This window comes from Leeuwenhoekiella sp. A16, from assembly GCF_047946675.1.
Taxonomy (GTDB): domain Bacteria; phylum Bacteroidota; class Bacteroidia; order Flavobacteriales; family Flavobacteriaceae; genus Leeuwenhoekiella.
This window is the reverse complement of the sequence record NZ_CP172313.1, coordinates 4237933-4261342: the sequence shown is the minus strand read 5'-3', so window position 1 is coordinate 4261342 and position 23410 is coordinate 4237933. Positions and strand designations below refer to the sequence as shown.

General features: G+C 37.6%; 17 protein-coding genes. 13 read left to right on the top strand and 4 right to left on the bottom strand.

Annotated elements, in window-relative coordinates; translation table 11 throughout:
- Positions 1–33 precede the first annotated feature (33 nt).
- Genes ACH3O9_RS18585 through ACH3O9_RS18575 form a run of 3 tightly spaced genes read right to left on the bottom strand, consistent with a single transcriptional unit; the run spans position 34 to position 6028 of the window.
- A complete protein-coding gene (locus ACH3O9_RS18585; RefSeq protein ID WP_416442977.1) occupies positions 34–1428 on the bottom strand; it encodes a SusE domain-containing protein in 1395 nt (464 codons plus the stop codon).
- A 12-nt stretch (positions 1429–1440) separates the two neighbouring features.
- The gene (locus tag ACH3O9_RS18580; protein ID WP_416442975.1) at positions 1441–3051 is read right to left on the bottom strand and encodes a RagB/SusD family nutrient uptake outer membrane protein; all 1611 of its coding nucleotides are present in this window, start codon (positions 3049–3051) and stop codon (positions 1441–1443) included.
- Between the two features lie 10 nt (positions 3052–3061).
- The gene (locus tag ACH3O9_RS18575; RefSeq protein ID WP_416442973.1) at positions 3062–6028 is read right to left on the bottom strand and encodes a SusC/RagA family TonB-linked outer membrane protein; all 2967 of its coding nucleotides are present in this window, start codon (positions 6026–6028) and stop codon (positions 3062–3064) included.
- Positions 6029–6244: 216 nt separating this feature from the next.
- On the opposite strand from ACH3O9_RS18575, the gene ACH3O9_RS18570 reads away from it, so the two are divergent.
- The 10 genes from ACH3O9_RS18570 to ACH3O9_RS18525 all read left to right on the top strand — a co-directional run bounded on the left by ACH3O9_RS18570 (position 6245) and on the right by ACH3O9_RS18525 (position 20761).
- Positions 6245–7264: a LacI family DNA-binding transcriptional regulator gene (locus ACH3O9_RS18570; protein ID WP_416442971.1), complete on the top strand. Its 1020-nt coding sequence runs from the start codon at positions 6245–6247 to the stop codon at positions 7262–7264.
- An 85-nt stretch (positions 7265–7349) separates the two neighbouring features.
- Positions 7350–9182 (top strand): glycoside hydrolase family 13 protein, encoded by a 1833-nt coding sequence (locus tag ACH3O9_RS18565; RefSeq protein ID WP_416442969.1) that lies wholly within the window; start codon positions 7350–7352, stop codon positions 9180–9182.
- Positions 9183–9253: 71 nt separating this feature from the next.
- Complete coding sequence (locus ACH3O9_RS18560) at positions 9254–11128, top strand: alpha-amylase family glycosyl hydrolase (RefSeq protein WP_416442967.1); 1875 nt, start codon at positions 9254–9256, stop codon at positions 11126–11128.
- 367 nt (positions 11129–11495) lie between these two features.
- Complete coding sequence (locus ACH3O9_RS18555) at positions 11496–13034, top strand: YifB family Mg chelatase-like AAA ATPase (RefSeq protein ID WP_416442965.1); 1539 nt, start codon at positions 11496–11498, stop codon at positions 13032–13034.
- A 91-nt stretch (positions 13035–13125) separates the two neighbouring features.
- Complete coding sequence (locus ACH3O9_RS18550; RefSeq protein WP_416442963.1) at positions 13126–13932, top strand: SDR family NAD(P)-dependent oxidoreductase; 807 nt, start codon at positions 13126–13128, stop codon at positions 13930–13932.
- Positions 13933–14210: 278 nt separating this feature from the next.
- Positions 14211–17078 (top strand): M16 family metallopeptidase, encoded by a 2868-nt coding sequence (locus ACH3O9_RS18545; RefSeq protein WP_416442961.1) that lies wholly within the window; start codon positions 14211–14213, stop codon positions 17076–17078.
- 130 nt (positions 17079–17208) lie between these two features.
- The gene (locus tag ACH3O9_RS18540; RefSeq protein ID WP_416442959.1) at positions 17209–18432 is read left to right on the top strand and encodes an Nramp family divalent metal transporter; all 1224 of its coding nucleotides are present in this window, start codon (positions 17209–17211) and stop codon (positions 18430–18432) included.
- A gap of 8 nt (positions 18433–18440) precedes the next feature.
- Positions 18441–19184: a 5-oxoprolinase subunit PxpA gene (gene pxpA, locus ACH3O9_RS18535; RefSeq protein WP_416442957.1), complete on the top strand. Its 744-nt coding sequence runs from the start codon at positions 18441–18443 to the stop codon at positions 19182–19184.
- A gap of 3 nt (positions 19185–19187) precedes the next feature.
- Positions 19188–19913 carry a 5-oxoprolinase subunit PxpB gene (gene pxpB / locus ACH3O9_RS18530; RefSeq protein WP_416442955.1) on the top strand — a complete coding sequence of 242 codons (726 nt, stop codon included), beginning with the start codon at positions 19188–19190 and terminating at the stop codon, positions 19911–19913.
- Positions 19910–20761 (top strand): biotin-dependent carboxyltransferase family protein, encoded by an 852-nt coding sequence (locus ACH3O9_RS18525; RefSeq protein WP_416442953.1) that lies wholly within the window; start codon positions 19910–19912, stop codon positions 20759–20761. The genes pxpB and ACH3O9_RS18525 overlap by 4 nt, the downstream gene beginning before the upstream one ends.
- On the opposite strand, the gene ACH3O9_RS18520 is transcribed toward ACH3O9_RS18525, so the two are convergent.
- Positions 20738–20995, bottom strand: a complete 258-nt coding sequence (locus ACH3O9_RS18520) for a hypothetical protein (RefSeq protein WP_416442952.1) — start codon at positions 20993–20995, stop codon at positions 20738–20740. The genes ACH3O9_RS18525 and ACH3O9_RS18520 overlap by 24 nt on opposite strands.
- Positions 20996–21278: 283 nt before the next feature.
- On the opposite strand from ACH3O9_RS18520, the gene ACH3O9_RS18515 reads away from it, so the two are divergent.
- From ACH3O9_RS18515 to ACH3O9_RS18505, 3 genes are all read left to right on the top strand, one after another.
- Positions 21279–21791, top strand: coding sequence for a hypothetical protein (locus ACH3O9_RS18515; protein WP_416442950.1), 513 nt, complete (start codon positions 21279–21281; stop codon positions 21789–21791).
- 21 nt (positions 21792–21812) lie between these two features.
- On the top strand, positions 21813–22475 hold the full coding sequence (locus ACH3O9_RS18510) for a hypothetical protein (RefSeq protein WP_416442948.1): 663 nt from the start codon (positions 21813–21815) through the stop codon (positions 22473–22475).
- 111 nt (positions 22476–22586) lie between these two features.
- Complete coding sequence (locus tag ACH3O9_RS18505) at positions 22587–23375, top strand: sensor histidine kinase (RefSeq protein ID WP_416442946.1); 789 nt, start codon at positions 22587–22589, stop codon at positions 23373–23375.
- Positions 23376–23410 lie beyond the last annotated feature (35 nt).

Genomic DNA, 23410 nt, shown 5'->3' with positions numbered 1-23410 from the left:
CCTATTTTAATATAAAGTAAGCTGTTCTATAAATTATTTGGCAATCATAGAATAAGTGGGAGCTGCTGCATCTGTAAAATCGAGCATGATATCAAATGTACCAGCAGTTGTGATTATGTCATCACCATTAGCGTCAAGAACATTGTTTGCACCAGTATCACCATAATTTACAGCCCAATCTTCGTTAATTCTAAACTTTACAGCACCATCAAGCAGCGTCACGTTTTGAGCCATCCAGATGCTTTCATGTATTTCTGTGAAAAGAAAATCAGGACCTGCATTTCCCCAGTCGTTATACCCAGACCCAACAATGCCATATAGTTCTGCCGGTTCTATTGTATAACTGTTATTAGCCAGATCTAAGGTTATAGCGTTATAACCGGGTGTTGTGATTATATTATCACCGCCGTTATCAAGAGTACCATCTACGCCAGTGTCACCGTAATTAAGACCCCAGTCATTATTTAGTCTGAACTTCATTTCGCCCTCCATCAATTTTACACCACCTTTAAATGTATTAGTAGTATAATCATAGTATAGTCTGGCATCGGGACCATCATTTCCCCAATCATTGAATGCAGAGCCTACAATACCCCATGAATAATTTTCTAAAGTGTAGGTATTATCGTTAAAATTGAGAGTGATTTTATAATCGCCAGCGGTAACTACAATATTATCACCTGTATCATCTAAAGTTCCATCAGCGCCGGTGTCACCATAATTTACAGCCCAATCGTTATTTTCTCTAAACTTAATTTCGCCATCCTTTAAATTAGCATAAGCTACAAATACATTTTCTTCATTTGTTGTGTAGAAAGGCAGATCAGGACCAGCATTACCCCAGTCATTTGCTGCAGAGCCAATGATTCCCCAGTTAGAAATACTAATGCCAGAACCACCGGTTAACTCATCTTCTACTAAAGAAATATTTAAAGAAACAGCGTCAGATAATGAACTCTCACCATTAGTAGCTTCAGGCGTGCCTACAAAAGCTTTTACTCTAAAATAGACAACACCCATATTATTAGGTTCACCAGCATCATTAGTTGTTGTAGGATCTGTATCTAATTCTAATAAAGTAGCAAGACCCATTAATGTACTTACTTTAATGGCTATATTATTTTCAGTCAATGTTCCCGAACTATAATCGATAGTTTCAAATTCTGGTGTAACAGACCCTTCAACCTCATAATTTATTATCGTAGGAGCTCCAAAATCGGGTTCATTCCACACAAATCGTTCTGCAGTATTGCCAGATACGGTACTTGACAGTAAATATTCATCTGAAAAAGAATTAGTAAAATTTACAGAATCTACAGGCGCTTGTGCCGTAAAAACAAGGTAGTCTTCTTTCTCACAACTCATAAAACCTGCGGCGAGAATAGTAAACAGAATGAAAAGAGGAAGTTTATTTAGTATTGTTTTCATAATATATAAATTTTAGTAGCCTGGATTTTGAGTCAGATTTGTATTTATAAGTAAAATATTGTCTGGTAGAGGAAACACATTGCGATAGTCTGCCACAGCTTTACCATTTGAGGCACCACCTTTAAAAGGCCATAAATAAGAACTTGTTACAAATTGATTATAGCGTATTAAATCTGTACGTCTTAAGCCTTCCCAATGTAGTTCTCTTGAGCGCTCATCAAGTACAAACTGTGCAGTAAGATTAGATTGATTAATGGTAGTTGCTCCAGCTCTGTTTCTTAATTGATTAACAAGGCCAGTAGCTGTTGCTACATCACCACCGCCGCCTTTTACAACAGCTTCTGCATAGTTAAGATAGACCTCTGCCAATCGTATAAGCGGTAGGTCTGTGTCTGCAAAATTACCGGAAGCATCACTTCCCTGAACTCCGTCAACGTCTACATTTTTAAATTTACCCATTGCATAACCATCAGAAAATGTATTAGCAATAGTGTTGATCTCATAATTTTGTCCTTCAGTAAAAAACTGAGCTCTTTGATCGCTCCATGCTGTAGGATGACCATCATCATCCTGTGCAGTAGCTGCATAGTCAAATTTTTCTACCAGGGCTTTAGTACATCTGTAACCAGCCCAGCCGCCATTAACACCATACTCAACCGGGTCCATATCACCACCTATGGGAGCATGTACCAGAAAAGTTGTACCTCCATAAGTTTGAGATTTAATTCCGTCAAAATTGAGAACAAAAATAAATTCGTTTTGAGCCCCGTTTGAATTGTTATCTGCAAGGAATAATTCATCATAAGCTGAACCATTTCCATTACCGTCAACTGTATTTATTATGTACGAGCTTTGTAAAACCTTCTCAGAATATTGAAGAGATTCTGCATATCTGTCTTGCCCTGTATATACACCGGCATTTAAATATAATCTGGAAAGCATGGCCCAGGCTGCTACCTGATCTACGCGACCATACTCATTACCCTGACTGGGTAAAAGATGATCCTGTATTTCTAAAAGTTCACTTTCTACAAAATTGAAAACTTCCTGTCGTGTATTTTGTACAGGCAGATCTGTTGTGATCTCTGTTACCAAAGGTACATTTGCAAAAAGATCCATCAAATTGTAGTAAGCGTATGCTCTTATAAAGCGAGCTTCTGATATGTATGAATCTACTTCTGTGTCCTGTGGCAAGTCTGTGGCATTAGCAATAAAAGAATTACTAAATGATACCACTTGAGCCAGACGATAGTACATCGCTGTAGTAAAATCGTTGCCAGATCCCCATGTCATTTCATGTAAATTAGGCAACCCGGGATCTCCCCAGCTTACCACGCAATGATCTGTAGTTAACTCATTCAAATTGTAAAGCATACGTGAGAACTGTGAGAAACCCTCATCTACACCCTGAATATCTGCTTGTCCTGATGGGCCCTGTTGACCGGTAAGTGCAAGACTGGCATACACTTTTGCTAAAGCGCCTTTAGCTTCAGTCTTGTTTTGATAAACATCTACCTCAGTAAAAAGGTCAGGATCTATAGGAGTTTGATCTAAATCTTGCTCACAGCCTGTAAATACTATTTGCAGGAGCAGACCGATAAATAAATAATTAAGCTTTTTCATTATTGTTTTTTTAAAAATTGAGGTCTACACCCAATACAAATACGCGAGGTCTTGGATAAAAGTTATTATCAATACCTCCGGTAATCTCAGGGTCCAGGCCACTGTAGTTTGTAATGACAAATACGTTATTTGCTGCTGCATAAAAACGCATTGGTTGGCCTGCAAAACCTTCCTGAAAAGTGTAACCTAAGGTTATATTATCTAATCTGAAGAAGGAAGCATTTTCTATAAAGTAATCACTTAACAGGTTAGTTTCTGTAAACTGTCTGAATCCTGTATTTAAATAATCTGAATGTATATTATTTATTACTCCGTCATTTTGGAATACAGTATTAAGCGATGTAGAACTGGCTATGTTATTATAAGAATAATTACCCAGACTTGCTCTTGATACCACAGAGAGATCAAAGCTTTTGTACCTCAGGTTTGTACTTAATCCCATGAGCACATCAGCATACGGATTCTTATATAAATAGCGGTCACTAGAATTTATTTGACCATCATCATTAAGATCTGCATAGGCTCCCTCTATAGGTTTACCTGCTTCATTATAGATCTGTTTGTAAACTAAAAATGTGAACGGGGCTGCTCCCACCTGATGGCGTTGCACAGTATTACCTACACCACCAGAAATCCCACCTACATCCTGAGCATCTGGAAGACGTGTGATCTTGTTCTCGTTATACGAAATATTGTAATTGATGTTCCACTCAAAATCTTCGGTTTTAATGGGGGCTAAATTCAGTTCAAATTCGAGCCCTTTATTTTCCATATCACCTATGTTTGCACTTATTGTATTTCCAAAATTTGTAAATGGATCTACAATTGTACTTGAAATAAGATCTTTGGTTTTTTTGATATACCCGTTAACAGAACCCGAAATGCGACCATCAAGAATGCTATAATCTACACCAAGGTTTAAGGTATTACCTATTTCCCATTTAAGATTCTCATTTATGGGTTCTGGTCTGTATGTCTGGTAAAATGAATTTCCTAATTGATATTGAGCAGTTGTTGTACTTGATACGTAACGCGTTAAGAAGTTGTAATCTCCTAAACCATTTACGTTACCTACTTCTCCATAACCAACTCTTATTTTCAATTCATTAAAGAATCCATCTGTCATGAAATCTTCATTATGAATATTCCAGGCTAATGCAGCAGAAGGAAAATATCCCCATCTGTCGTTAGGATTCAGTTTAGAAGAAGCATCTGCTCGCAGGGTTGCTGTAACTAAATATCTGCCATCATAATTGTAGTTTACTCTTCCAAAATAAGATAAAAGCACATTTTGAGATTTGTCTATAAATCTCTGGTCAATAGACGCATCTTCATTAAGACCACCTTCTGCGTCTACGATGCGCTTATAATTACTTGAAAAGTTGTCAAACTCAAATCGCTGGTATGAATATCCCGCTGTTGCGTCTATACTGTGAATTCCAAATTCTCTTTTGTAATTTAAATACGCGTCAAAAAGATAATTTTTAGCATTCTGAGTATATAGATCTCTTGCACCATCAAAACCTGTCTCTGCAGTTGGAATATTGTTATCTGTAACTTTAGAACCTTCACTGTCTGAAACATCATAACCACCGTTAACTGTAGCTGTTAAACCATTAACCCAAGGTAACTCATAGTCTACTTTTACATTTCCTACAAAACGTTTTACTGTCGCTTTATCATGTACAAGATCAAGAAGAGCAAGTGGGTTAGTAGGAGCAAGACTAAGTTGTCTTGTTCCTGCTGCATTAAGCCAGGTGTAGTAACCCACGTCATTCCCATTTGCATCTGTATATGCATAAAAAGGTGAATTTACATCGTAAACCGGCTGGGTAGGATCAAAAGAGGTAGCTGCACCAATAGCGTCACGATTTGCAAATTTGTTTTCAGTATGAGCCACACGAGCGTTAAGCTCAATTTTAAGATGATCATCAAGAAGTTTAGGAGTAAGATTTACCGCTCCTGTTATTCTCTCAATGTTATCACCTTTTAATACTCCGCTTTGATCTGTATAACCTAACGAAGTACGTAATGGTACTCCTAATACTGCTCCTGTAGCGCTTAATGAATGATCACTGCCAAAGGCCGAAGTATATATTTTATCCTGCCAGTTTGTATTTTGATCACCTAAAAGACTAATGTAATCTTCATTACCGCTTGCATTTACTACTCCTCTAAACTCACGAGCTGTTAGAACATCAACTGTATTGATAGGATTGTAAACAGATGTTACTCCTCTGTAATTGAATTTAAATTCTCCAGATTTTCCTTTTTTGGTTGTGATAAGAACAACACCGTTAGCCGCTCTCGCACCATAAATAGAAGTAGCAGATGCATCTTTAAGCACAGTCATGGCTTCAATATCATTAGGGTTGATAAGATTAAGCGGGTTTCTAGTACCACCTACACCGCCATCATTAAGGGGTACACCGTCTACTACAAATAAGGGGTTTGAGTTCAGGTTAAGAGAACCAATACCTCTTACGAGAACATTCGCGCCCTCACCGGGAGCACCACTACCACTCACGATAGATACACCGGCAATTTTACCTTGTATCAATTGTTGTGGTGACACTACAGGGCCTTTATTAAAATCTTTTGATGTTACAAGATTTACGCTTCCTGTAAGGTCTTCTTTTCGTACAGAACCATAACCTACAACAACCACTGCATCAAGCTCGGCTGTGTTTTCTTCAAGAGTAACATTAATAACGGACTGACCTGTAAACGAAATCGTTTGAGATTTAAAACCTAAATAAGAGAAAATCAATTGTTCTCCTGCATTTACCGTGAGACTGTAGTTTCCGTCAAAATCTGTAGTGGTACCATTAGTAGTATTTGCTACTATGACATTCACTCCCGGTATAGGTTGTTGCAATGTTGCATCGACCACTTTTCCTGTAACTGTATTTTGCGCAATTGATAAAAAAGGCATCAAAATACACAGGAAAAATGTTCCTTTAATTAGCATTTTCATAAATAATTGTTGAATTGTCTAGATTTAAATAATTGTGACTTTTTTCATTTGAGGCTAAATGTATATAAACTGCGTGTTAATTATAGAAGCGAGTTGCACAATGGGCGTTACTATAACGGTTTCGTGTTGACAAGTTTTTGTAAAGGCATGGTTTATGATAACGTTTGAAACCTCGATCTGGTCGTACTTTTGATTTATTGTAAATTGTCGACCATTATGAAGAAGAAAATCACCCTTAAGGATATTGCTAAAGAGCTCGACGTTTCAGTTTCTACAGTTTCAAAGTCTTTAAAAGATAGTCCCGAGATAGGTGATGATACCCGTGAGAAAGTTAAAGCTTTCGCGAAACTTTACAATTATAAGCCTAATAATATTGCGATAAGTCTCAAAAATCGCATGACCAAGAATATCGCTCTAATTATCCCGGAAATCGTCAATGATTTCTTTGCTTCAGTAATTCATGGTGTGGAAGAGATAGCAAATAAAAACGGGTATAATGTGCTCGTCTGTCTTTCTAATGAATCTTTTAGAAAGGAGGTTGTCAATATTGAAACTCTCGCAACCGGTGGCGCTGTAGACGGTTTTATAATTTCACTTTCTAAAGAAACTCAACTTAAAAGCGATTTTAATCACCTCATTGAGGTTGAAAACCAAGGTATGCCTTTAGTTATGTTTGACCGTATCACAGATCAGGTCTTGTGCGATAAGGTGATCATAGATGATGCGCGGGGTGCATATAATGCAGTAAGTCATCTAATAGAAAAAGGGCGCAAGAAAATTGCACTCATCACAACTGTAGATTATATAAGTGTAGGGCATTTGCGTACGCATGGTTATTTTAAAGCACTTTTAGATCATGGTATGGATTTTAATCCTGATCTGGTCGTTCGCATAGAAGAAGTAGAATCTTGCCAGGAACCTATAAGAAAGCTTCTAGATTCACAAGAAGTAGATGCTGTTTTTACGGTTAACGAGTTGTTTGCCGTAACGGTAATGAAGGAGATTAAAAGTATAGGTAAACAAATACCAAAAGATATTGCAATCGTGGGCTTCTCTGATGGTCGCTTGCTGCAACATGCAACACCGGGTATAAGCACGGTAAGTCAGCATGGTGACGAGATGGGTCGCGTGGCTGCACGTATGCTAATTAAAAGATTACAGTCTGAAAAGGAGGAAGAAAGTTTTAGCACTCGCGTGATTAAAACCACCTTAATTGAGCGGGAATCTTCCATATAAAGAAAATGTAACTATATTTACCCCGACTTTTTTCATTTCACAAACTTTTATAAACCACCTTGTATTGAGGTGAAATATGCTGTGTATGAAAAAAACTATCCTTGCCATTACATTACTAATTTCGTTTATATCTTTTTCCCAAGTCAAAAAAACAGAGCCGCCTAACTGGTGGGCCGGGATGCAGTTAAAGCAATTGCAGATCATGTTTTACGGCGATAATATAAGTGAGTATACAATAGAAACTTCTCCAGAGATTACTATTCTTAATGTTCTAAAGACAGAAAATCCTAATTATGTTTTCGCCACAATTTCTACTCAGGATTTAAAGCCGGGAGATTATCAATTCTCCTTTCAGAAAAAAGGTAAAACAGCTTTTTTTAAAACCTATATCATTAAAGAAAGAGATGCTGGTTCTGCCCGGCGTGAAGGCTTTAATAGCAGTGATCTCATTTATTTGTTGATGCCAGACCGCTTTGCAAATGGAGATAAAAATAACGACTCAAATAAAGATTTATCAGAAAAAGCAGATAGAAATAACAAAGGCGGGCGACACGGTGGCGATATAAAAGGTATTACAGATCATCTTGGTTATCTTCAGGATCTGGGAGTGACAACCGTGTGGAGTACTCCGCTCTGCGAAGATAACGACCCAGGATATTCATATCACGGTTATGCACAAAGCGATGTGTATAAGATAGACCCACGTTATGGTACGAATGAAGATTACAAGAATCTTGCAGATAAGCTGCATCAAAGGGATATGAAACTGGTAATGGATTATGTGACCAATCATTGGGGTGCAGAACACTGGATGATAAAAGATCTACCCACCTATGACTGGATTCATCAGTTTCCCGGTTATGCTAATTCTAACTATAGAATGACAACCCAATATGATCCTCATACTTCTGCTATAGATAAGAAATATTGTGAAGAAGGTTGGTTTGTACCCTCTATGCCAGATCTTGATCAGAGCAATCCTTTGGTTTTAAATTATTTGATCCAAAATGCTATCTGGTGGATAGAATATGCGGGTCTTGATGGCTTACGCGTTGACACGTATTCTTACAATGACAAAGAAGGTATTGCAAAATGGACGCAGGCAATTATGCAGGAATATCCCCATTTTAATATTGTAGGCGAGGTCTGGTTGCATGATCAGGCGCAAATTTCGTATTGGCAAAAAAATAGTAAAATTGGTCAAATTCAGAGTTATAACAGCCATTTACCCAGCGTTATGGATTTCACACTGCACGACGCAATTAGCGTGATGTTTGACGAACAAGCTTCATGGGACGGCGGAATGATGAAAGCCTACGAGAATTTTGTAAACGATTTTCTATATCCTGCGACCGATAATTTGCTTGTTTTTACCGAAAATCACGATACACAGCGTATTAATACACAACTTAAAGGAGACTTTAATAACTATAAATTAGCAACGACTTTAATTGCTACAACACGAGGTATACCTCAAATTTACTATGGTAGCGAGATAGGTATGCAGGGCGATAAAGCTAATGGTGACGGCGATATATGTCAGGATTTTCCGGGAGGCTGGGAAGCTGATAAGCAAAACGCTTTTAAGGCAGAAAGCAGGACAGATGAACAGGCAGCTTATTATGATTTTACAAAAATGCTTTTTAACTGGCGCAAGAACAGCCCCGTGATTCATACGGGAAAGCTAACCCAATACATACCCGAAAATAATGTGTATGTTTATTTTCGTTATAACGAAAGTAAAACCGTCATGGTCATTTTAAATAACAATACTGAAGATCAAACTATAGATATGACCCGTTTCTCTGAAAATTTAAAAGGCCGTACAACAGGAAATGAGATATTGACAAAAACGGTAGTTTCATGGCAAAAAACGCTCAAAATACCGGCAAAAACGCCTTTTATATTAGAACTTTAAAAGATAATTTTTGCGGTAATAAGCAAAATTGTCTTCCTAATAGTTGATCTGCTCTAAATGCACTTTCAATAATGAAAAAACTTATTGTTACTTTACTGGTTGTAATGACACTCCTTAGCTGTAAGAACAGCGAGGAACCTCAAAAAATTAGCCCAATGCAAACCGAAAAACCACACAAAAAGGAAGTTGTTTATCATGTTTTTACCAGACTTTTTGGTAATAAGAATATAACCAATAAACCTTGGGGTACGATTGAAAAAAATGGCGTAGGGAAGTTCAATGACTTTACAGATAAGGCACTTCAGGAAATTAAAGATCTGGGTGTAACTTACATCTGGTATACTGGTGTTCCTCACCATGCAGTGATTACAGATTATACTAAATATGGTATTTCTAATGATGATCCAGACGTGGTAAAAGGTCGCGCCGGCTCGCCATATGCGGTTAAAGATTATTATAGCGTAGATCCTGATCTTGCTGTAGATCCTGAAAAAAGAATGGAAGAGTTTCAGGCATTAATTGAGCGTACACATAAAAACGGACTCAAACTTATTATTGATATTGTGCCAAATCATGTTGCCAGAAAATATGAAGGAAAGAATAATCCCGAAGGTGTTTCAGATTTTGGAGCAAATGATGACACTTCTGTAGAATATGCCAGAGATAATAATTTCTATTACATCCCGGGAGAAGCTTTTCAGGTTCCGCAATGGCAACATAATTATCGGCCTTTAGGGGGTGAAAATCGATCTGAAATAGACCAAAAGTTCGATGAAAATCCGGCAAAATGGACAGGTAATGGTTCGAGTAAAGCACAACCCGATTTTAATGACTGGTATGAGACCGTAAAAATAAATTATGGTGTAAAACCCGACGGAAGCTACGATTTTGATCTCCTTCCCGGTGATTATGCAGAGAAGGATTACGCCGCACATTTTGAGTTTTGGAAAGATAAAAATGTACCAGATTCCTGGGAGAAATTTCGAGACATCGCTTTATACTGGACGGCAAAAGGAGTAGATGGTTTTAGATATGACATGGCAGAAATGGTGCCGGTAGAATTCTGGAGCTACATGAATTCTTCCATAAAAATGAAAAATCCTGATGCTTTTCTTTTGGCTGAAGTTTATAATCCGCAGATGTACCGAGACTACATAAATCGCGGGAAGATGGATTATTTATACGATAAAGTAGAATTGTATGATACCATAAAGCATATCATGCAAGGTCACGGCAGTACAGATTATATTGCATCTATCGTTCAACAGCAGGAAGATATTGAGCATAATATGTTACACTTTCTTGAAAATCATGATGAGCAGCGTATTGCAAGTCCTGATTTTGCAGGCGACGCGCGCAAGGCAATGCCGGCGATGGTAGTTTCTGCAACTATAAGCACATCGCCTACTATGATTTACTTTGGTCAGGAAGTAGGTGAGCCGGGAGCAGAGCATGCTGGTTTTGGTAGCCCAACGCGCACATCTATTTTTGATTATATAGGCGTTCCTCACCATCAGCGATGGATGAACGATGGTAATTTTGACGGTGGTCAATTATCTGATGACGAAAAAGAATTACGCGATTTTTACAAACGCCTGCTCAATATTAGCCTTAAAAATCCTGCTTTTGAGGGTAAATATGCCGATATTCATGCACATAATCGCTACAATACAGAATGGTATAACGATAAGGTTTACTCGTTTGTACGCTGGAATGAAGATGAAAAACTCATCATAGTTTCAAATTTTGATGCCAATGATACGTTTGGCTTTGATCTGGAAATCCCCGATTATATCATAGAGCAATGGAAATTGAAAGACGGTTTATATTCCGTTTCAGATCTTTTGTATGGCAAAATAAATGGCGAACTTAAAGTTGAAAGTGGCCTTGGTAAAATGCGTGTAGATGTTCACCCGCTGCAGTCTTTTATATTTCGGGTGCAATAAAAAGTAAAAACCTGTTTCTTTGTGCTATGTAAGACTAACAACTAGTTTGATAACGACTATAGCTACAAAGATAATTATGAGGGAAATAGAGGTTAAGCCTTTTGATTCTTTGTTGTAAAATGTTCCCATGTTAGTTGATTTTAAAGGAAGAATGCCATTTAGGGGACGAAGGATAGTTAGCTCATTCTTCAATAATTTGAATAATTTGGGTTAATTTATTAGTAGATGTTTATCGACAGAAAAGGTTGCGTCTACAAAGCATTTATTTTAAAAATTTATTTAAATAATAAAGAGCCTGCCTAAATATCATTGTAAATAATTTTTGATTACATATAAGATTTCTTTTCTTTGAGAGACAAACACTTATATGCTCACAAAAGTTTATGGCTCTGCGGTATTTGGCGTTGAAGCAACGACCATTACAGTAGAGGTTAATATTGACAAAGGGATAGGTTATCATCTTGTAGGTTTACCAGATAATGCTATTAAAGAAAGCAACTACCGCATAGCCGCTGCTCTGCAGAACAACGGTTTCAAAATTCCGGGTAAAAAGATCACACTTAATATGGCACCCGCAGATATGCGTAAAGAAGGTTCTGCTTATGATCTTACGCTGGCGGTGGGAATTCTTGTGGCGAGCGGACAAATAAAAGCAGATGATCTTAACGATTACATTATCATGGGCGAGTTATCTCTTGACGGAAGCCTGCAACCTATTAAAGGAGCGCTGCCTATTGCTATTAAAGCGAAAGATGAAGGTTTTAAAAAATTTATACTTCCACTGCAAAACGCTAAAGAAGCAGCGATCGTAAAAGATCTTGAAGTTTTTGGGATAGAAAATATATCGCAGGTCATTTCATATTTTGATAAAGACGAACCGCTTGAGCGTACAACTGTAGATACCCGAACGGAATTCTACAACAATCTTGAGCATCCTGAATTCGACTTTGCAGATGTGAAAGGACAAGAATCAATCAAACGCTGCATGGAAATTGCCGCAGCCGGTGGTCACAATATTATTTTAATTGGTCCACCGGGAGCAGGAAAAACAATGCTAGCGAAGCGTTTACCGTCCATTTTACCACCTATGACTTTACGCGAAGCGTTAGAGACTACAAAAATTCACAGTGTTTCCGGGAGAATGCGCGAGCATGTAGGCTTGATGGCACAACGGCCATTTCGTAGTCCACACCACACTATTTCAGACGTTGCATTAGTTGGAGGCGGGGCCTACCCGCAGCCGGGAGAAATTTCGCTGGCTCATAATGGTGTTTTGTTTCTTGACGAGTTACCAGAATTTAAACGCACGGTGCTTGAGGTAATGCGCCAACCGCTTGAAGATCGCGAAGTCACCATTTCTCGGGCACGTTTTACAGTTACCTATCCCAGTAGTTTTATGCTTGTAGCGAGTATGAACCCCAGCCCGGGAGGCTATTTTAATGATCCCGATGCTCCGGTTGTAAGTTCGCCGGCAGAAATGCAGCGCTATTTAAGCAAAGTTTCCGGACCTTTATTAGACAGGATCGATATTCATATAGAAGTAACTCCTGTGCCTTTTGATAAATTGTCTGATGAGCGCCGGGCAGAAAGCAGTGTTAGCATACGCGAAAGGGTGAACCGTGCCAGACAGCTGCAAACAGAACGCTTCCGCGAAAGTGATCATATTCATTACAACGCCCAGATGAGCGTAAAACAGATCAGGAAACATTGCGCGCTTGATGAACCGTCAAAGAATCTTTTAAAAAATGCGATGGAAAGACTAAATCTTTCCGCAAGGGCTTACGACCGTATTTTAAAGGTTTCACGTACGATAGCAGATCTTGAAGCTGCTGAAACTATACAAGGTCATCATATAAGTGAAGCGATACAATACCGCAGTCTAGATCGCGATGGTTGGCTGGGGTAAATTCTTATTTTAATTTAAGAAATTTTATTATGTTCATTATCAAAGAGTAAGTATCTTAAATTAAGAATTAAACCTGCTAAAAAAAATTGCTATGAAAGATCCTAATTTAACCGCCCTTATTACCGGGGCATCCAGTGGTATAGGCAAAGCTCTTGCACATGAATTTGCTTCACATAATTATAATCTTATTCTGGTGGCGAGAAATAGGGAAAATCTGGAAATGCTAGCTGCAGCAATTAAAGATAAATACAGTATAGTAGTTATAGCTGTTGAAAAGGATTTAGCCCGTGATGCGGCTGCACAAGAACTTTATGATGAGATTAAATCACTTAATTTAATTGTAAATGTTCTGGTAAATGACGCGGGAATAGGACAAAGAGGCAATTTTGTAGATATTCCGGCAGAAAAAGATGCTGAGATAATTCATTTAAATATTATTACGCTCACGCATCTTACTAAACTGTTTTTAAAAGAAATGGTCGCTAGAAATGATGGTAAGATTTTACAATTGGGATCTATAGCAGGGTTTCAACCTGGCCCATTGCTTGCAGTTTATCACGCCAGTAAGGCTTTTGTAGTATCTTTTTCTGAAGCTTTAGCCACAGAGCTAGAAGATATGGGAAGTGCTGTAACCATTACCTGTTTATGTCCCGGCCCTACAGATACCAATTTTTTCTCAAGAGCAGATATGCAGGAAACAAATGTTGTGCAACATAAAGAGATACTTATGCAAGCACCGGAAGAAATTACCGCAGGTGCCTATAAAGCATTAATGAGTGGGGAGCGCATATATATTCCCGGAGCCTCTAATAAGGTAATGACTTTTATTAGGAGGGCAATACCTAAAAGTTTGCAGTCAAGAATGCAGAAGAAGTTTTACGAAACCAGCGAAGAATAGCATAATATCAGGTTTTTTATACAAGAAATCGCGGGTTTCCACCGAGATTTCTTTCACAATCAGCCTACTTTTTCATTCTTATCAAACAAGAGAGCAAACGCCATATAGTTTGTTCAATCTTATCAATTCTTCAATTAAAAGAGCTCGCTTTTATAATTTTTCAATAATTAGCTTTCATATTTAGCTGAGTAATAAATATGTACTTCATTAACATATTCCTAACAATTACTACAGAACTTTATTTATATTTAGCTAGTTTTTAATTAAAATTATATAAAATGACAAACATTCGTTTTAGACCGGTAGCAATTATGTTATCGTTTTTGTTTGTAGCATTTGTATCCTGTGACGACAAAATAGGGGATAAGGATGAGGCAGACGCAAATTTATCAATCGACTACGACAAGTATGAACTGGAAAATGGTCTTAATGTTGTTCTTCATCAGGACGACTCAGACCCTATCGTTTCTGTAGCAATACAGTACGGTGTGGGCTCAAACCGTGAGAAAAAAGGCAGAACTGGTTTTGCGCATTTATTTGAACATGTTCTGTTTCAGGAATCTGAACATGTACCACAAGATCAATTCTTTAAAAAAGTGCAGGATGCGGGTGGTACTCTTAACGGTGGTACCTGGACAGATGGTACCATTTATTATGAAGTTGTCCCAAACAATGCGCTTGAGACAATCCTTTGGTTAGAGTCAGACAGAATGGGTTTTCTTATTAATACCCTAACAGAATCTGCTTTCGCAAATCAACAGGAGGTTGTACAAAATGAAAAACGCCAGCGTGTAGACAATAATCCGTACGGGCATACAAGCTGGGTGCTAGATAAGAATTTATATCCTGATGGGCATCCATATAGCTGGCAGGTAATAGGCGAACTTGAAGATCTTAAGAGCGCAACTATTGATGATGTGAAGGAGTTTTACGACAAATTCTACGGTCCTAATAATGCGACTCTGGTAATTGCCGGTAATTTTGATGAGGCTAAAACAAAAGAACTTGTTGAGAAGTATTTTGGCCCGATTAAAAAGCATGGCGAGGTAGAACCATTAGCGGTTCAAAACGTAACCCTTGATGCCAGCAAAAAACTGTATTACGAAGATAATTTCGCTACAGCGCCACAATTAAATATGGTTTGGCCCACAGTTGAGCAGTATACAGATGATGCTTATGCTCTTAACTTCTTAAGTGAAATACTTTCTGAAGGTAAAAAAGCACCTCTGTATAAAGTACTCGTAAAGGAGAAAGAACTGGCTTCAAATCCGCGTGCGTTTAATAACGCTGAGCAAATTGCAGGAAACTTCCGCATTATTGTAACAGCAAACTCTGGTGTTGATCTTGATAGCGTTGCAAGCGGTATTAATGATGCTTTTGCTCTTTTTGAAAAAGAAGGTGTAAAAGATCGTGATATTGAGCGCATAAAAGCAGGTCTTGAAACCGATTTTTATAACGGAATAAGCAGTGTTTTGGGTAAATCATTCCAATTAGCACAGTACGATGTATTTACCGACAACCCAGGTTTTATTACAGAAGATATCAATAATATTAAGGCAGTTACAAAAGAAGATGTAATGCGTGTGTACGAGAAGTACATTAAAGACAAGCCTTATGTGATGACCAGTTTTGTACCTAAAGGTCAAAAAGAATTAATAGTAGATAATTCTGAAGAAGCTCAGGTTGTAGAAGAGGCGATCACAGAAAATGTGCAAACGGAAATTGCAGATGCAGAAAATGATTATGAAAAATCTCCTACCACTTTTGATCGCGATACGCCACCGGCAATAGGAGACACGCCTAAACTTAAAATACCAGATTCATGGAAGGCTGAGCTAGATGACAAAATGGAAGTTTACGGTATCGAGCAAACTGAGTTACCGCTTGTAAACTTTAGCCTTGTAATAGAAGGTGGTCACCTGCTTGATGATCTTTCTAAAAATGGCGTTGCTAACCTGATGACAGATATCATGATGGAAGGTACGGCTAACAAAACTCCTGAAGAGCTTGAAGAAGAAATAGATCTTTTAGGAGCAAATATCAATATGTACACTACAGATGAGTCTATCGTAATACGCGGTAATACGCTTAAGCGAAACTTTGACAAAACAATGGCTCTGGTTCAGGAAATCCTTTTACAACCACGTTGGGATGAAGAGGAGTTTGCTCGTATTAAGACCAGCACCATTAACGGTATACAACGTGCTGATGCAAATCCTAATGCAATAGCAGATCGTGTTTATAATAAAGTACTTTATGGTGAAAATCATCCTTTTGCTTACCCTACATCAGGAACTGTAGAATCTGTTGAAGCGATAACAATTGATGATTTAAAGAATTTCTATGAGAAAAATTTCTCTCCATCTGTGAGTAGATTCCATGTTGTGGGAGACATAAACGAGGAAGAAGCCCTTGCTGCTCTTGACGGACTAGAAGAAAACTGGCCAGCAAAAGATGTTGAGATCCCAACATACGAAGTAAGTAATGATCGTGATAGAGCTTCATTATATTTTGTTGATGTGCCTAATGCTAAACAATCTGTTATAAATATTGGTTATGTAGCCTTGCCTCGCACAGATGCAGACTTTTTCCCTGCAGAAGTTATGAATTACAAACTAGGTGGTTCATTCTCTGGTAATGTAAATCTTATTCTAAGAGAAGAGAAAGGATATACATATGGTGCGCGTTCTGGCTTTAGCGGTTCTACGATCCCGGGAACTTTTACGGCTTCTTCAAGTGTAAGAACAAATACCACAGGAGAATCTGTAAAAATATTCAAAGATGAGATCGCAAAATATAAAGACGGAATCTCGCAGGAAGATCTTGATTTTACTAAAAATGCAATGATCAAGTCAAATGCCAGACGTTTTGAGACACAAGGTTCTTTATTAGGAATGCTTCAGGAGATGAGTGCTTATGACCTTGATCCTAAGTATATAGAAAATGAAGAATCTACTGTAGGCGCAATGACACTAGAGCAGCACAAAGCATTAGCAAACAAATATCTTGATGAGTCTAAAATGGCTTACCTTGTTGTAGGTGATGCAGCTACACAGTTTCAGCAGTTTAAAGATATGGGCTTTGATGAGGTTAAACTTCTTGATAAAGAAGGAAATGAGGTTAAATTATCTGACGTGAAAATGTAATTAGTATATATTTTAAGTTGTTAATTCATTAAAAGGCTTGTCATTGCGACAAGCCTTTTTTTATACGAATAAGCCGTTTTTCCTTCATTCTGGCCCGATTTTCATTTATATTTAAACCATTAGCACATTTATGCGTAACCCCTTTAAAAATATAGGTCCCGGCGCTTTAGTAGCCGCAGCTTTCATAGGTCCCGGTACAGTTACAGTTTGCACACTTGCAGGAGTACAGTTTGGCTATGCACTTTTATGGGCAATGACACTTTCTATTCTTGCCACCGCTGTATTACAAGAAACCGCAGCTCGTATAGGTTTAGTTACGGGAAAAGGACTATCTCAGGTTCTGCGGGATGAATTAAAACAACCGCTTTTGCGAAAACTTATGCTGGCTCTGGTTCTCGCAGCAATTGTTGTGGGGAATGCAGCTTACGAAGCAGGTAATATAAGCGGCGGAGTTTTAGGAATTCAGGCTTTAGGATGGCAGGGAATCTTAGACATGGGGAGCTTTAAACTAAATATTTTAAGCATTATTTTAGGCGGTATAGCCTTTGCTTTGCTTTGGATAAGTAATTACAAAGTATTAGAACGTGTTCTACTGGGTTTGGTAATTATAATGAGCCTGTCATTTGTAATTACAGCAATACTAACAAAGCCGGACTTTATAGCCATATTGAAAAACAGTTTTGTTCCTTCTCTTCCCGGGGAAAGTATTCTTACTGTTGTGGCACTTGTGGGGACAACGGTAGTACCTTATAATCTCTTTTTACATGCTTCTTTGGTAAATCAAAAGTGGAATGGTGCAAAAGATCTTTCGCTCGCCAGAAAAGATACTTATATCGCAGTAGTTTTGGGTGGTCTTGTATCAATGTGCATAATAATAGCAGCCAGTGCAATTAAATCATCACAAGTTACAGGAGCCGCAGATCTTGCACAAAGTCTCGAGCCGCTATACGGTGAGGCTGCGCAATACTTCATTGCGATTGGTCTTTTTGCGGCCGGGATTACATCGGCGATCACAGCGCCATTGGCTGCAGCTTATGTGGCTCAGGGTTGTCTGGGTTTTAAAGGAGGTTTAAAAAGCACTAAATTTAGAACTGCATGGATGCTTATATTAGGTCTGGGCATTGTGTTCTCAACATTTGGTGTACAACCCATACAGATCATCAAATTTGCCCAAATAGCTAACGGATTGCTATTGCCCATTATAGCAGCTCTCCTTATCTGGCTTGCTAACCGCTCCTCAATTCTGGGGAGTTATAAGAATACTACAACTAAAAATATTTTAAGTCTTATAATTCTGGTAATAACGATCATTTTGGGTTGTAAAAGTATTTTTAAAGTCTTTGAGTTGATCTAACAATGGAAATGAAAGCAACACAAAAATATATAGATATCAATTGTGATCTGGGCGAGGGCATAGGCAATGAGGCAGATCTAATGCCGTTTATAAGTTCGTGCAATATTGCCTGTGGCGGTCATGCCGGCGATGAAGAAACAATTAAAAATGTTATCGCTCTGGCGAAAGAAAATAACGTGAAAATAGGTGCTCATCCGTCATTTCCTGACCGCGAAAACTTTGGCAGAGAGGAAATGAAAATCGGTGAAAAAGAGCTAAAAAACAGCCTGTATGATCAAATATCGCTGGTGCAAAATGAATGTAAAAAGCAGGGCTTAAAAATGCATCACATTAAGCCACACGGGGCTCTTTATAATTTGTGTAATGTGGATGAGAAATACGGTAAAATAGTGCTCGATATTCTTTTAGAATTTTACCCAAATATTCCACTTTATGCTCCTTATAAATCTGTCATAAGTGAGCTTGCAAAAAATAAGATCAAAGTGCATTTTGAAGGTTTTGCAGATCGTAATTATGAAGCTGATCATACACTGGTTTCTCGTAAAAAAGAAATGGCTTTATTAAAGAAAAAGGAGGAGGTATTAGATCATGTTTTGAGTATGATTTTGCATAATGAAATAAGGTCTGTTTCAGGCAAAATAATTCACACAAAAACTGATACTATTTGTGTGCATGGTGATACGCCTGCGGCTGTAGAAATGGTTAAATTCTTGTATAAAAAACTTCCTCATCATGGTGTGCAAATCAAGTAGAAAATGAAAGAGCAGCCTCAAATATCTATGCTGGGAGAGCGGTCTATTTTATTACAATGGTCGTGGAATTTCTCAGAAGAAAACTTATATTGGTTGCTTGAAGTACGAAGATTTATAGAGAATAAATTGATTAAATCAAAAGTTGAGGTAATTAATACATACAACTCGTTATTAATTATTTACGATTTTGGTATAAACGTTGTCTATGATGATTTTATTGTACTAAAATCGACTAATTTTAGTACAATAAAGAATGAAGAAGCTAAATCCCGACTTTACAACATTCCGGTTTGTTATGATGCACATTTTGCTTTAGATATTGACTTTTTGAGTGAACAGAATAAACTATCAAAAAGGGAAATAATAGACCTGCATACCGCCCCAGAATACATACTTTATTTCATGGGGTTTCTGCCCGGGTTTTTATATCTGGGAGGCATGCATAAAAAGCTTTCTGTACCGCGTAAAAATGAACCTCGTTTAAAGATAGAAAAAGGGGCTGTTGGCATCGCTGAAAATCAAACAGGGATTTACCCAAAATCAAGTCCTGGCGGGTGGCAAATTATAGGTAATTGTCCCTTGAATTTTTTTGATCCCAATGCTGAAAACCCAAGTCCTTTTTCTGCAGGAGATCTCATTAAATTTTACGAGGTAGAAAAGGAAGAATATGATGAAATTTCAGAGCTTGTAAAATCGGGCAAATACACCTTAAAATCGGAAATAAAATGAGCGATTTTATCGAGGTTTTATCACCGGGTTTTTACTCAACTATTCAGGATTTAGGACGATTTGGTTATGCTAAATTTGGTGTTCCTCAAAGTGGAGTGATGGATTCATTTTCGGCAAAGAAAGCAAATCTGTTGCTTAATAATAAACAAGACGCTGCCGTTTTAGAAATCACCATGACAGGACCTGTTTTAAAATTTCACGCGACCTGTTATTTCGCTTTAAGCGGAGCTAAATTTTTAACAGAATTGAACGACGTGGCTATTGAAAATGACAAAGCCTACTTCGCGGCAAAAGGTTCTGTTTTGCGATTTAAAAGTATAGTAAACGGCTTTAGAAGTTATCTCGCTATCAAAGACGGATTTTTAAGTGATGTTAAACTTGAAAGTCGCAGTATGTATGACGGTATCACAGATACGGTAAGGCTTAAAAAGGGCGATCATTTGTCTGTGCAAGCTCAGGAATACAAAAACCAGAAAAGTGCCAGAGTAAGCTTTCGCGAAAGCGGAATTTTTAAACCGGGAATTGAAGTTTTCACAGGACCGGAGTGGAAGCAAATCCCCGAAACTATAAAACAACGTTTTTTATTAGACACATTTACGGTTTCAAAAACAGGTAATCGTATGGCAATTCAGCTTGATGAAAAGCTGCCCAATAACATGCAGGGTATAATCACAGGGCCTGTTGTGCCGGGAACGGTACAGCTTACCCCTGCAGGAAAACTCATTGTTTTAATGCGCGATTGCCAGGTGACCGGTGGTTACCCGCGTGTTTTACAACTAACCGAAATGGCGATAAATACGCTTGCCCAGAAAAGACCGGGAGATTTAATAAATTTTAAATTCAAGTAAACTTGAGTCTTCTAAAGCGTCGCTAAGCAATTGTATAGAATCGCCCCTGCCCAGCATAAAGTCTAAACGTTGTGCTTCTTCGCCCAGTTCATGATTGCTTAAAAAGGAGGTCCAGAGTGAATGGATGAATTCGGGGTATTCTGTTTCTTCGGGGCTGTGAATAAGGCCCATATACTGCCCGCGTTGTACAAGACGTAAAATATTGATTTTGCCGTATTCCAATATTCTTTCCATTTATTTTTTAATTAATTAATTAGAGGAGTTTAAAATGGTGTCTTTCTTAATTTGAATAAGAAAATCAAGCAATAATAAGGCATCGCAGCGTCATAAATTATACGATTAGACCAACTGAATAGATTTAACGCTCAAGCACATATTTTATTGATTAATTGCAATTAAGAGTGCGGGTGATTTTACTGCGGTTGAGCGGGGAATTTGCCCCTATTTACCTGATGGGTACTAGTGATAGGCAGATTTTAGAGTACTTTTATTGTCTAACCTTCATAAACCTTTTTACATGAAAACTTATTTGATTAACCATGGCAATAAATTGATAGTATTCTTTGTATTTATAGCTTTAAGCGCATGTACAAATGGCCCAAAATCTGATGCAAAAACAGATCCGCCTAGTGGTGTTATAAGCAGTAAGGAAGCGATGGTGCTAGACGAGACATATACGCGCACTAGAGTGCAGGCTATAGATTCTGCCATTGGTAAAAAAGATAATCGTTCAAGCTGGTGGTCTGTTCAGGAGTTAAAAGATTATATCGCTTACGCGGAAGAACAGGCAAATGAACAAGGCTATAAACTAGAAGGCCTGCGAATTTATCAGGGAGCGTATCCTATGGATTATCCAGATCAAAAGGTTGCAGGTTATAGTACTGTTTTTATTGTGCCTACGGGTGTTAAAAATGATAAGCAGACTGGTAGCTTTTTTAATTTTAGCATGCAGGGATCAGATATTACATCAATATCGCCTTTAAACAGAGGTCATCAGGGAAACCCGCCACAAGCGAGCTATCCTCAATAATAAATCATAAAACAGCAATTGATGGAAGAACTGAGTTCTTACTCTCAATATTTAGAACTGATAGCAGCGGTAATAGGTATTATTAAGTACAACCATTTTAAGCACACAAAATTAAAATATGTACTGTTTTTTTTATGTTACGTAGCACTCAATGAATTTTTTGCCGGTATGTGTTATCCCGTATTGGGGATTCCTAATTACATACCCTATAATATTTATTATTTAGTTCATTTTGCATTTTTCTTGTGGTGGTATAGCAGTTTAATGTTTACAAGGTCAAGAAGAAATATTTTACTGATTTTATTGCTTATTTACACGATTTTCTGGCTAATTGACGCGATTTTTATTCAAAACTTCTCTTATGAATTTTTGAACAACAGTTATACGCTGGGCGCTGTTTTAATTACAGTTGCTGCGTGTTTCTATTTTATAGAAATGCTAAATCGTGATGTGGTAATGCATATTACAAGTTCACCCTATTTCTGGGTTTCATTTGGTTTACTTGTTTATTGTGTTACCTATCTTCCTTTTGAGGTCGCAATAACCTTTATGGTAAAAGAGAATCTTGCCATTTGGAGTGTTGTGCTCTTTATTATTAACAGTCTTCAATACTGTTGTTTTGCAATAGCTTTTATAAAAACCCATAAATCATATACAGAACATCTAATTCACCCCAATGAGTAGTCAATTCATCTTAGCGTTAATAATTTTAATAGCTATTGTTCTTTTTTTAGCAGTATTAGTTTTGAGTGCCGTATTAATTTATCTCAATGCAGAAAAGATAAAATACATTAAATGAAAGTAGAAGAGGTAATAAATTCTGAAGAATTACAAGTGCTCATAGCGGCCAGTTCTGTGGTTTTGCTCATATTGCTAATTACTGTGGTGTGTTTATTCCTCATATTTCAAAAGCGTAAACTTAAATTTATAGATGAGAAGAATGCTGCAGAAAAAAAGTATATAGAGGAGGTAGCTCGTACACAGATTGAGATTCAGGAGAATACGCTAAAGAATGTAAGTTGGGAGTTGCATGATAATATAGGTCAACTACTTTCTGTGGCTAATATGCAGCTTAATATGCTACAGGCAGATCTTAAAGAAGTTTTACATATTACCGAAGTAAAAAGTCTGGTTGCTCAGTCGCTTCAGGAAGTGCGTGCTTTGTCTAAAAGTCTCAATAACGAGGTGCTTAATAATGTAAGTTTAATTGAAAGTATTGAGAACGAACTCAGCCGTTTTGAGCGTATAAACTTTCTTAAAACCGAACTCAAAATTGATGGTACTGTTTGGGATATACCCAAAAATGACCGGGTTGTTTTATTTAGAATCGTGCAGGAGTTTTTTGCAAATGTTATTAAGCATGCAAAAGCAGATCTGCTTGTAGTTAATCTGAGTTTTTCTCAGGACATACTACAAATTGATATGCATGATAATGGGGTGGGTTTTGATATGGACACAATATCTAAAAATTCAGGTTTGCTCAATATTAGCAGTCGCGCAAAATTAATAGGGGCTCAGCTTGATATAACTTCTAAGCCTAAAACAGGTACTTACCTTAAAATGAAGTACTTGAGGAGCGTATAAAGTTTAAGTTCTAAAATAAATTAACAAATCTTTAA

What these genes read in the sequence shown, in the direction of transcription:
- ACH3O9_RS18585 (WP_416442977.1), bottom strand. Translation starts at nt 1,428, where the DNA reads ATGAAAACAATACTAAATAAACTTCCTCTTTTCATTCTGTTTACTATT.
- ACH3O9_RS18580 (WP_416442975.1), bottom strand. Translation starts at nt 3,051, where the DNA reads ATGAAAAAGCTTAATTATTTATTTATCGGTCTGCTCCTGCAAATAGTA.
- ACH3O9_RS18575 (WP_416442973.1), bottom strand. Translation starts at nt 6,028, where the DNA reads ATGAAAATGCTAATTAAAGGAACATTTTTCCTGTGTATTTTGATGCCT.
- ACH3O9_RS18570 (WP_416442971.1), top strand. Translation starts at nt 6,245, where the DNA reads ATGAAGAAGAAAATCACCCTTAAGGATATTGCTAAAGAGCTCGACGTT.
- ACH3O9_RS18565 (WP_416442969.1), top strand. Translation starts at nt 7,350, where the DNA reads ATGAAAAAAACTATCCTTGCCATTACATTACTAATTTCGTTTATATCT.
- ACH3O9_RS18560 (WP_416442967.1), top strand. Translation starts at nt 9,254, where the DNA reads ATGAAAAAACTTATTGTTACTTTACTGGTTGTAATGACACTCCTTAGC.
- ACH3O9_RS18555 (WP_416442965.1), top strand. Translation starts at nt 11,496, where the DNA reads ATGCTCACAAAAGTTTATGGCTCTGCGGTATTTGGCGTTGAAGCAACG.
- ACH3O9_RS18550 (WP_416442963.1), top strand. Translation starts at nt 13,126, where the DNA reads ATGAAAGATCCTAATTTAACCGCCCTTATTACCGGGGCATCCAGTGGT.
- ACH3O9_RS18545 (WP_416442961.1), top strand. Translation starts at nt 14,211, where the DNA reads ATGACAAACATTCGTTTTAGACCGGTAGCAATTATGTTATCGTTTTTG.
- ACH3O9_RS18540 (WP_416442959.1), top strand. Translation starts at nt 17,209, where the DNA reads ATGCGTAACCCCTTTAAAAATATAGGTCCCGGCGCTTTAGTAGCCGCA.
- pxpA (WP_416442957.1), top strand. Translation starts at nt 18,441, where the DNA reads ATGAAAGCAACACAAAAATATATAGATATCAATTGTGATCTGGGCGAG.
- pxpB (WP_416442955.1), top strand. Translation starts at nt 19,188, where the DNA reads ATGAAAGAGCAGCCTCAAATATCTATGCTGGGAGAGCGGTCTATTTTA.
- ACH3O9_RS18525 (WP_416442953.1), top strand. Translation starts at nt 19,910, where the DNA reads ATGAGCGATTTTATCGAGGTTTTATCACCGGGTTTTTACTCAACTATT.
- ACH3O9_RS18520 (WP_416442952.1), bottom strand. Translation starts at nt 20,995, where the DNA reads ATGGAAAGAATATTGGAATACGGCAAAATCAATATTTTACGTCTTGTA.
- ACH3O9_RS18515 (WP_416442950.1), top strand. Translation starts at nt 21,279, where the DNA reads ATGAAAACTTATTTGATTAACCATGGCAATAAATTGATAGTATTCTTT.
- ACH3O9_RS18510 (WP_416442948.1), top strand. Translation starts at nt 21,813, where the DNA reads ATGGAAGAACTGAGTTCTTACTCTCAATATTTAGAACTGATAGCAGCG.
- ACH3O9_RS18505 (WP_416442946.1), top strand. Translation starts at nt 22,587, where the DNA reads ATGAAAGTAGAAGAGGTAATAAATTCTGAAGAATTACAAGTGCTCATA.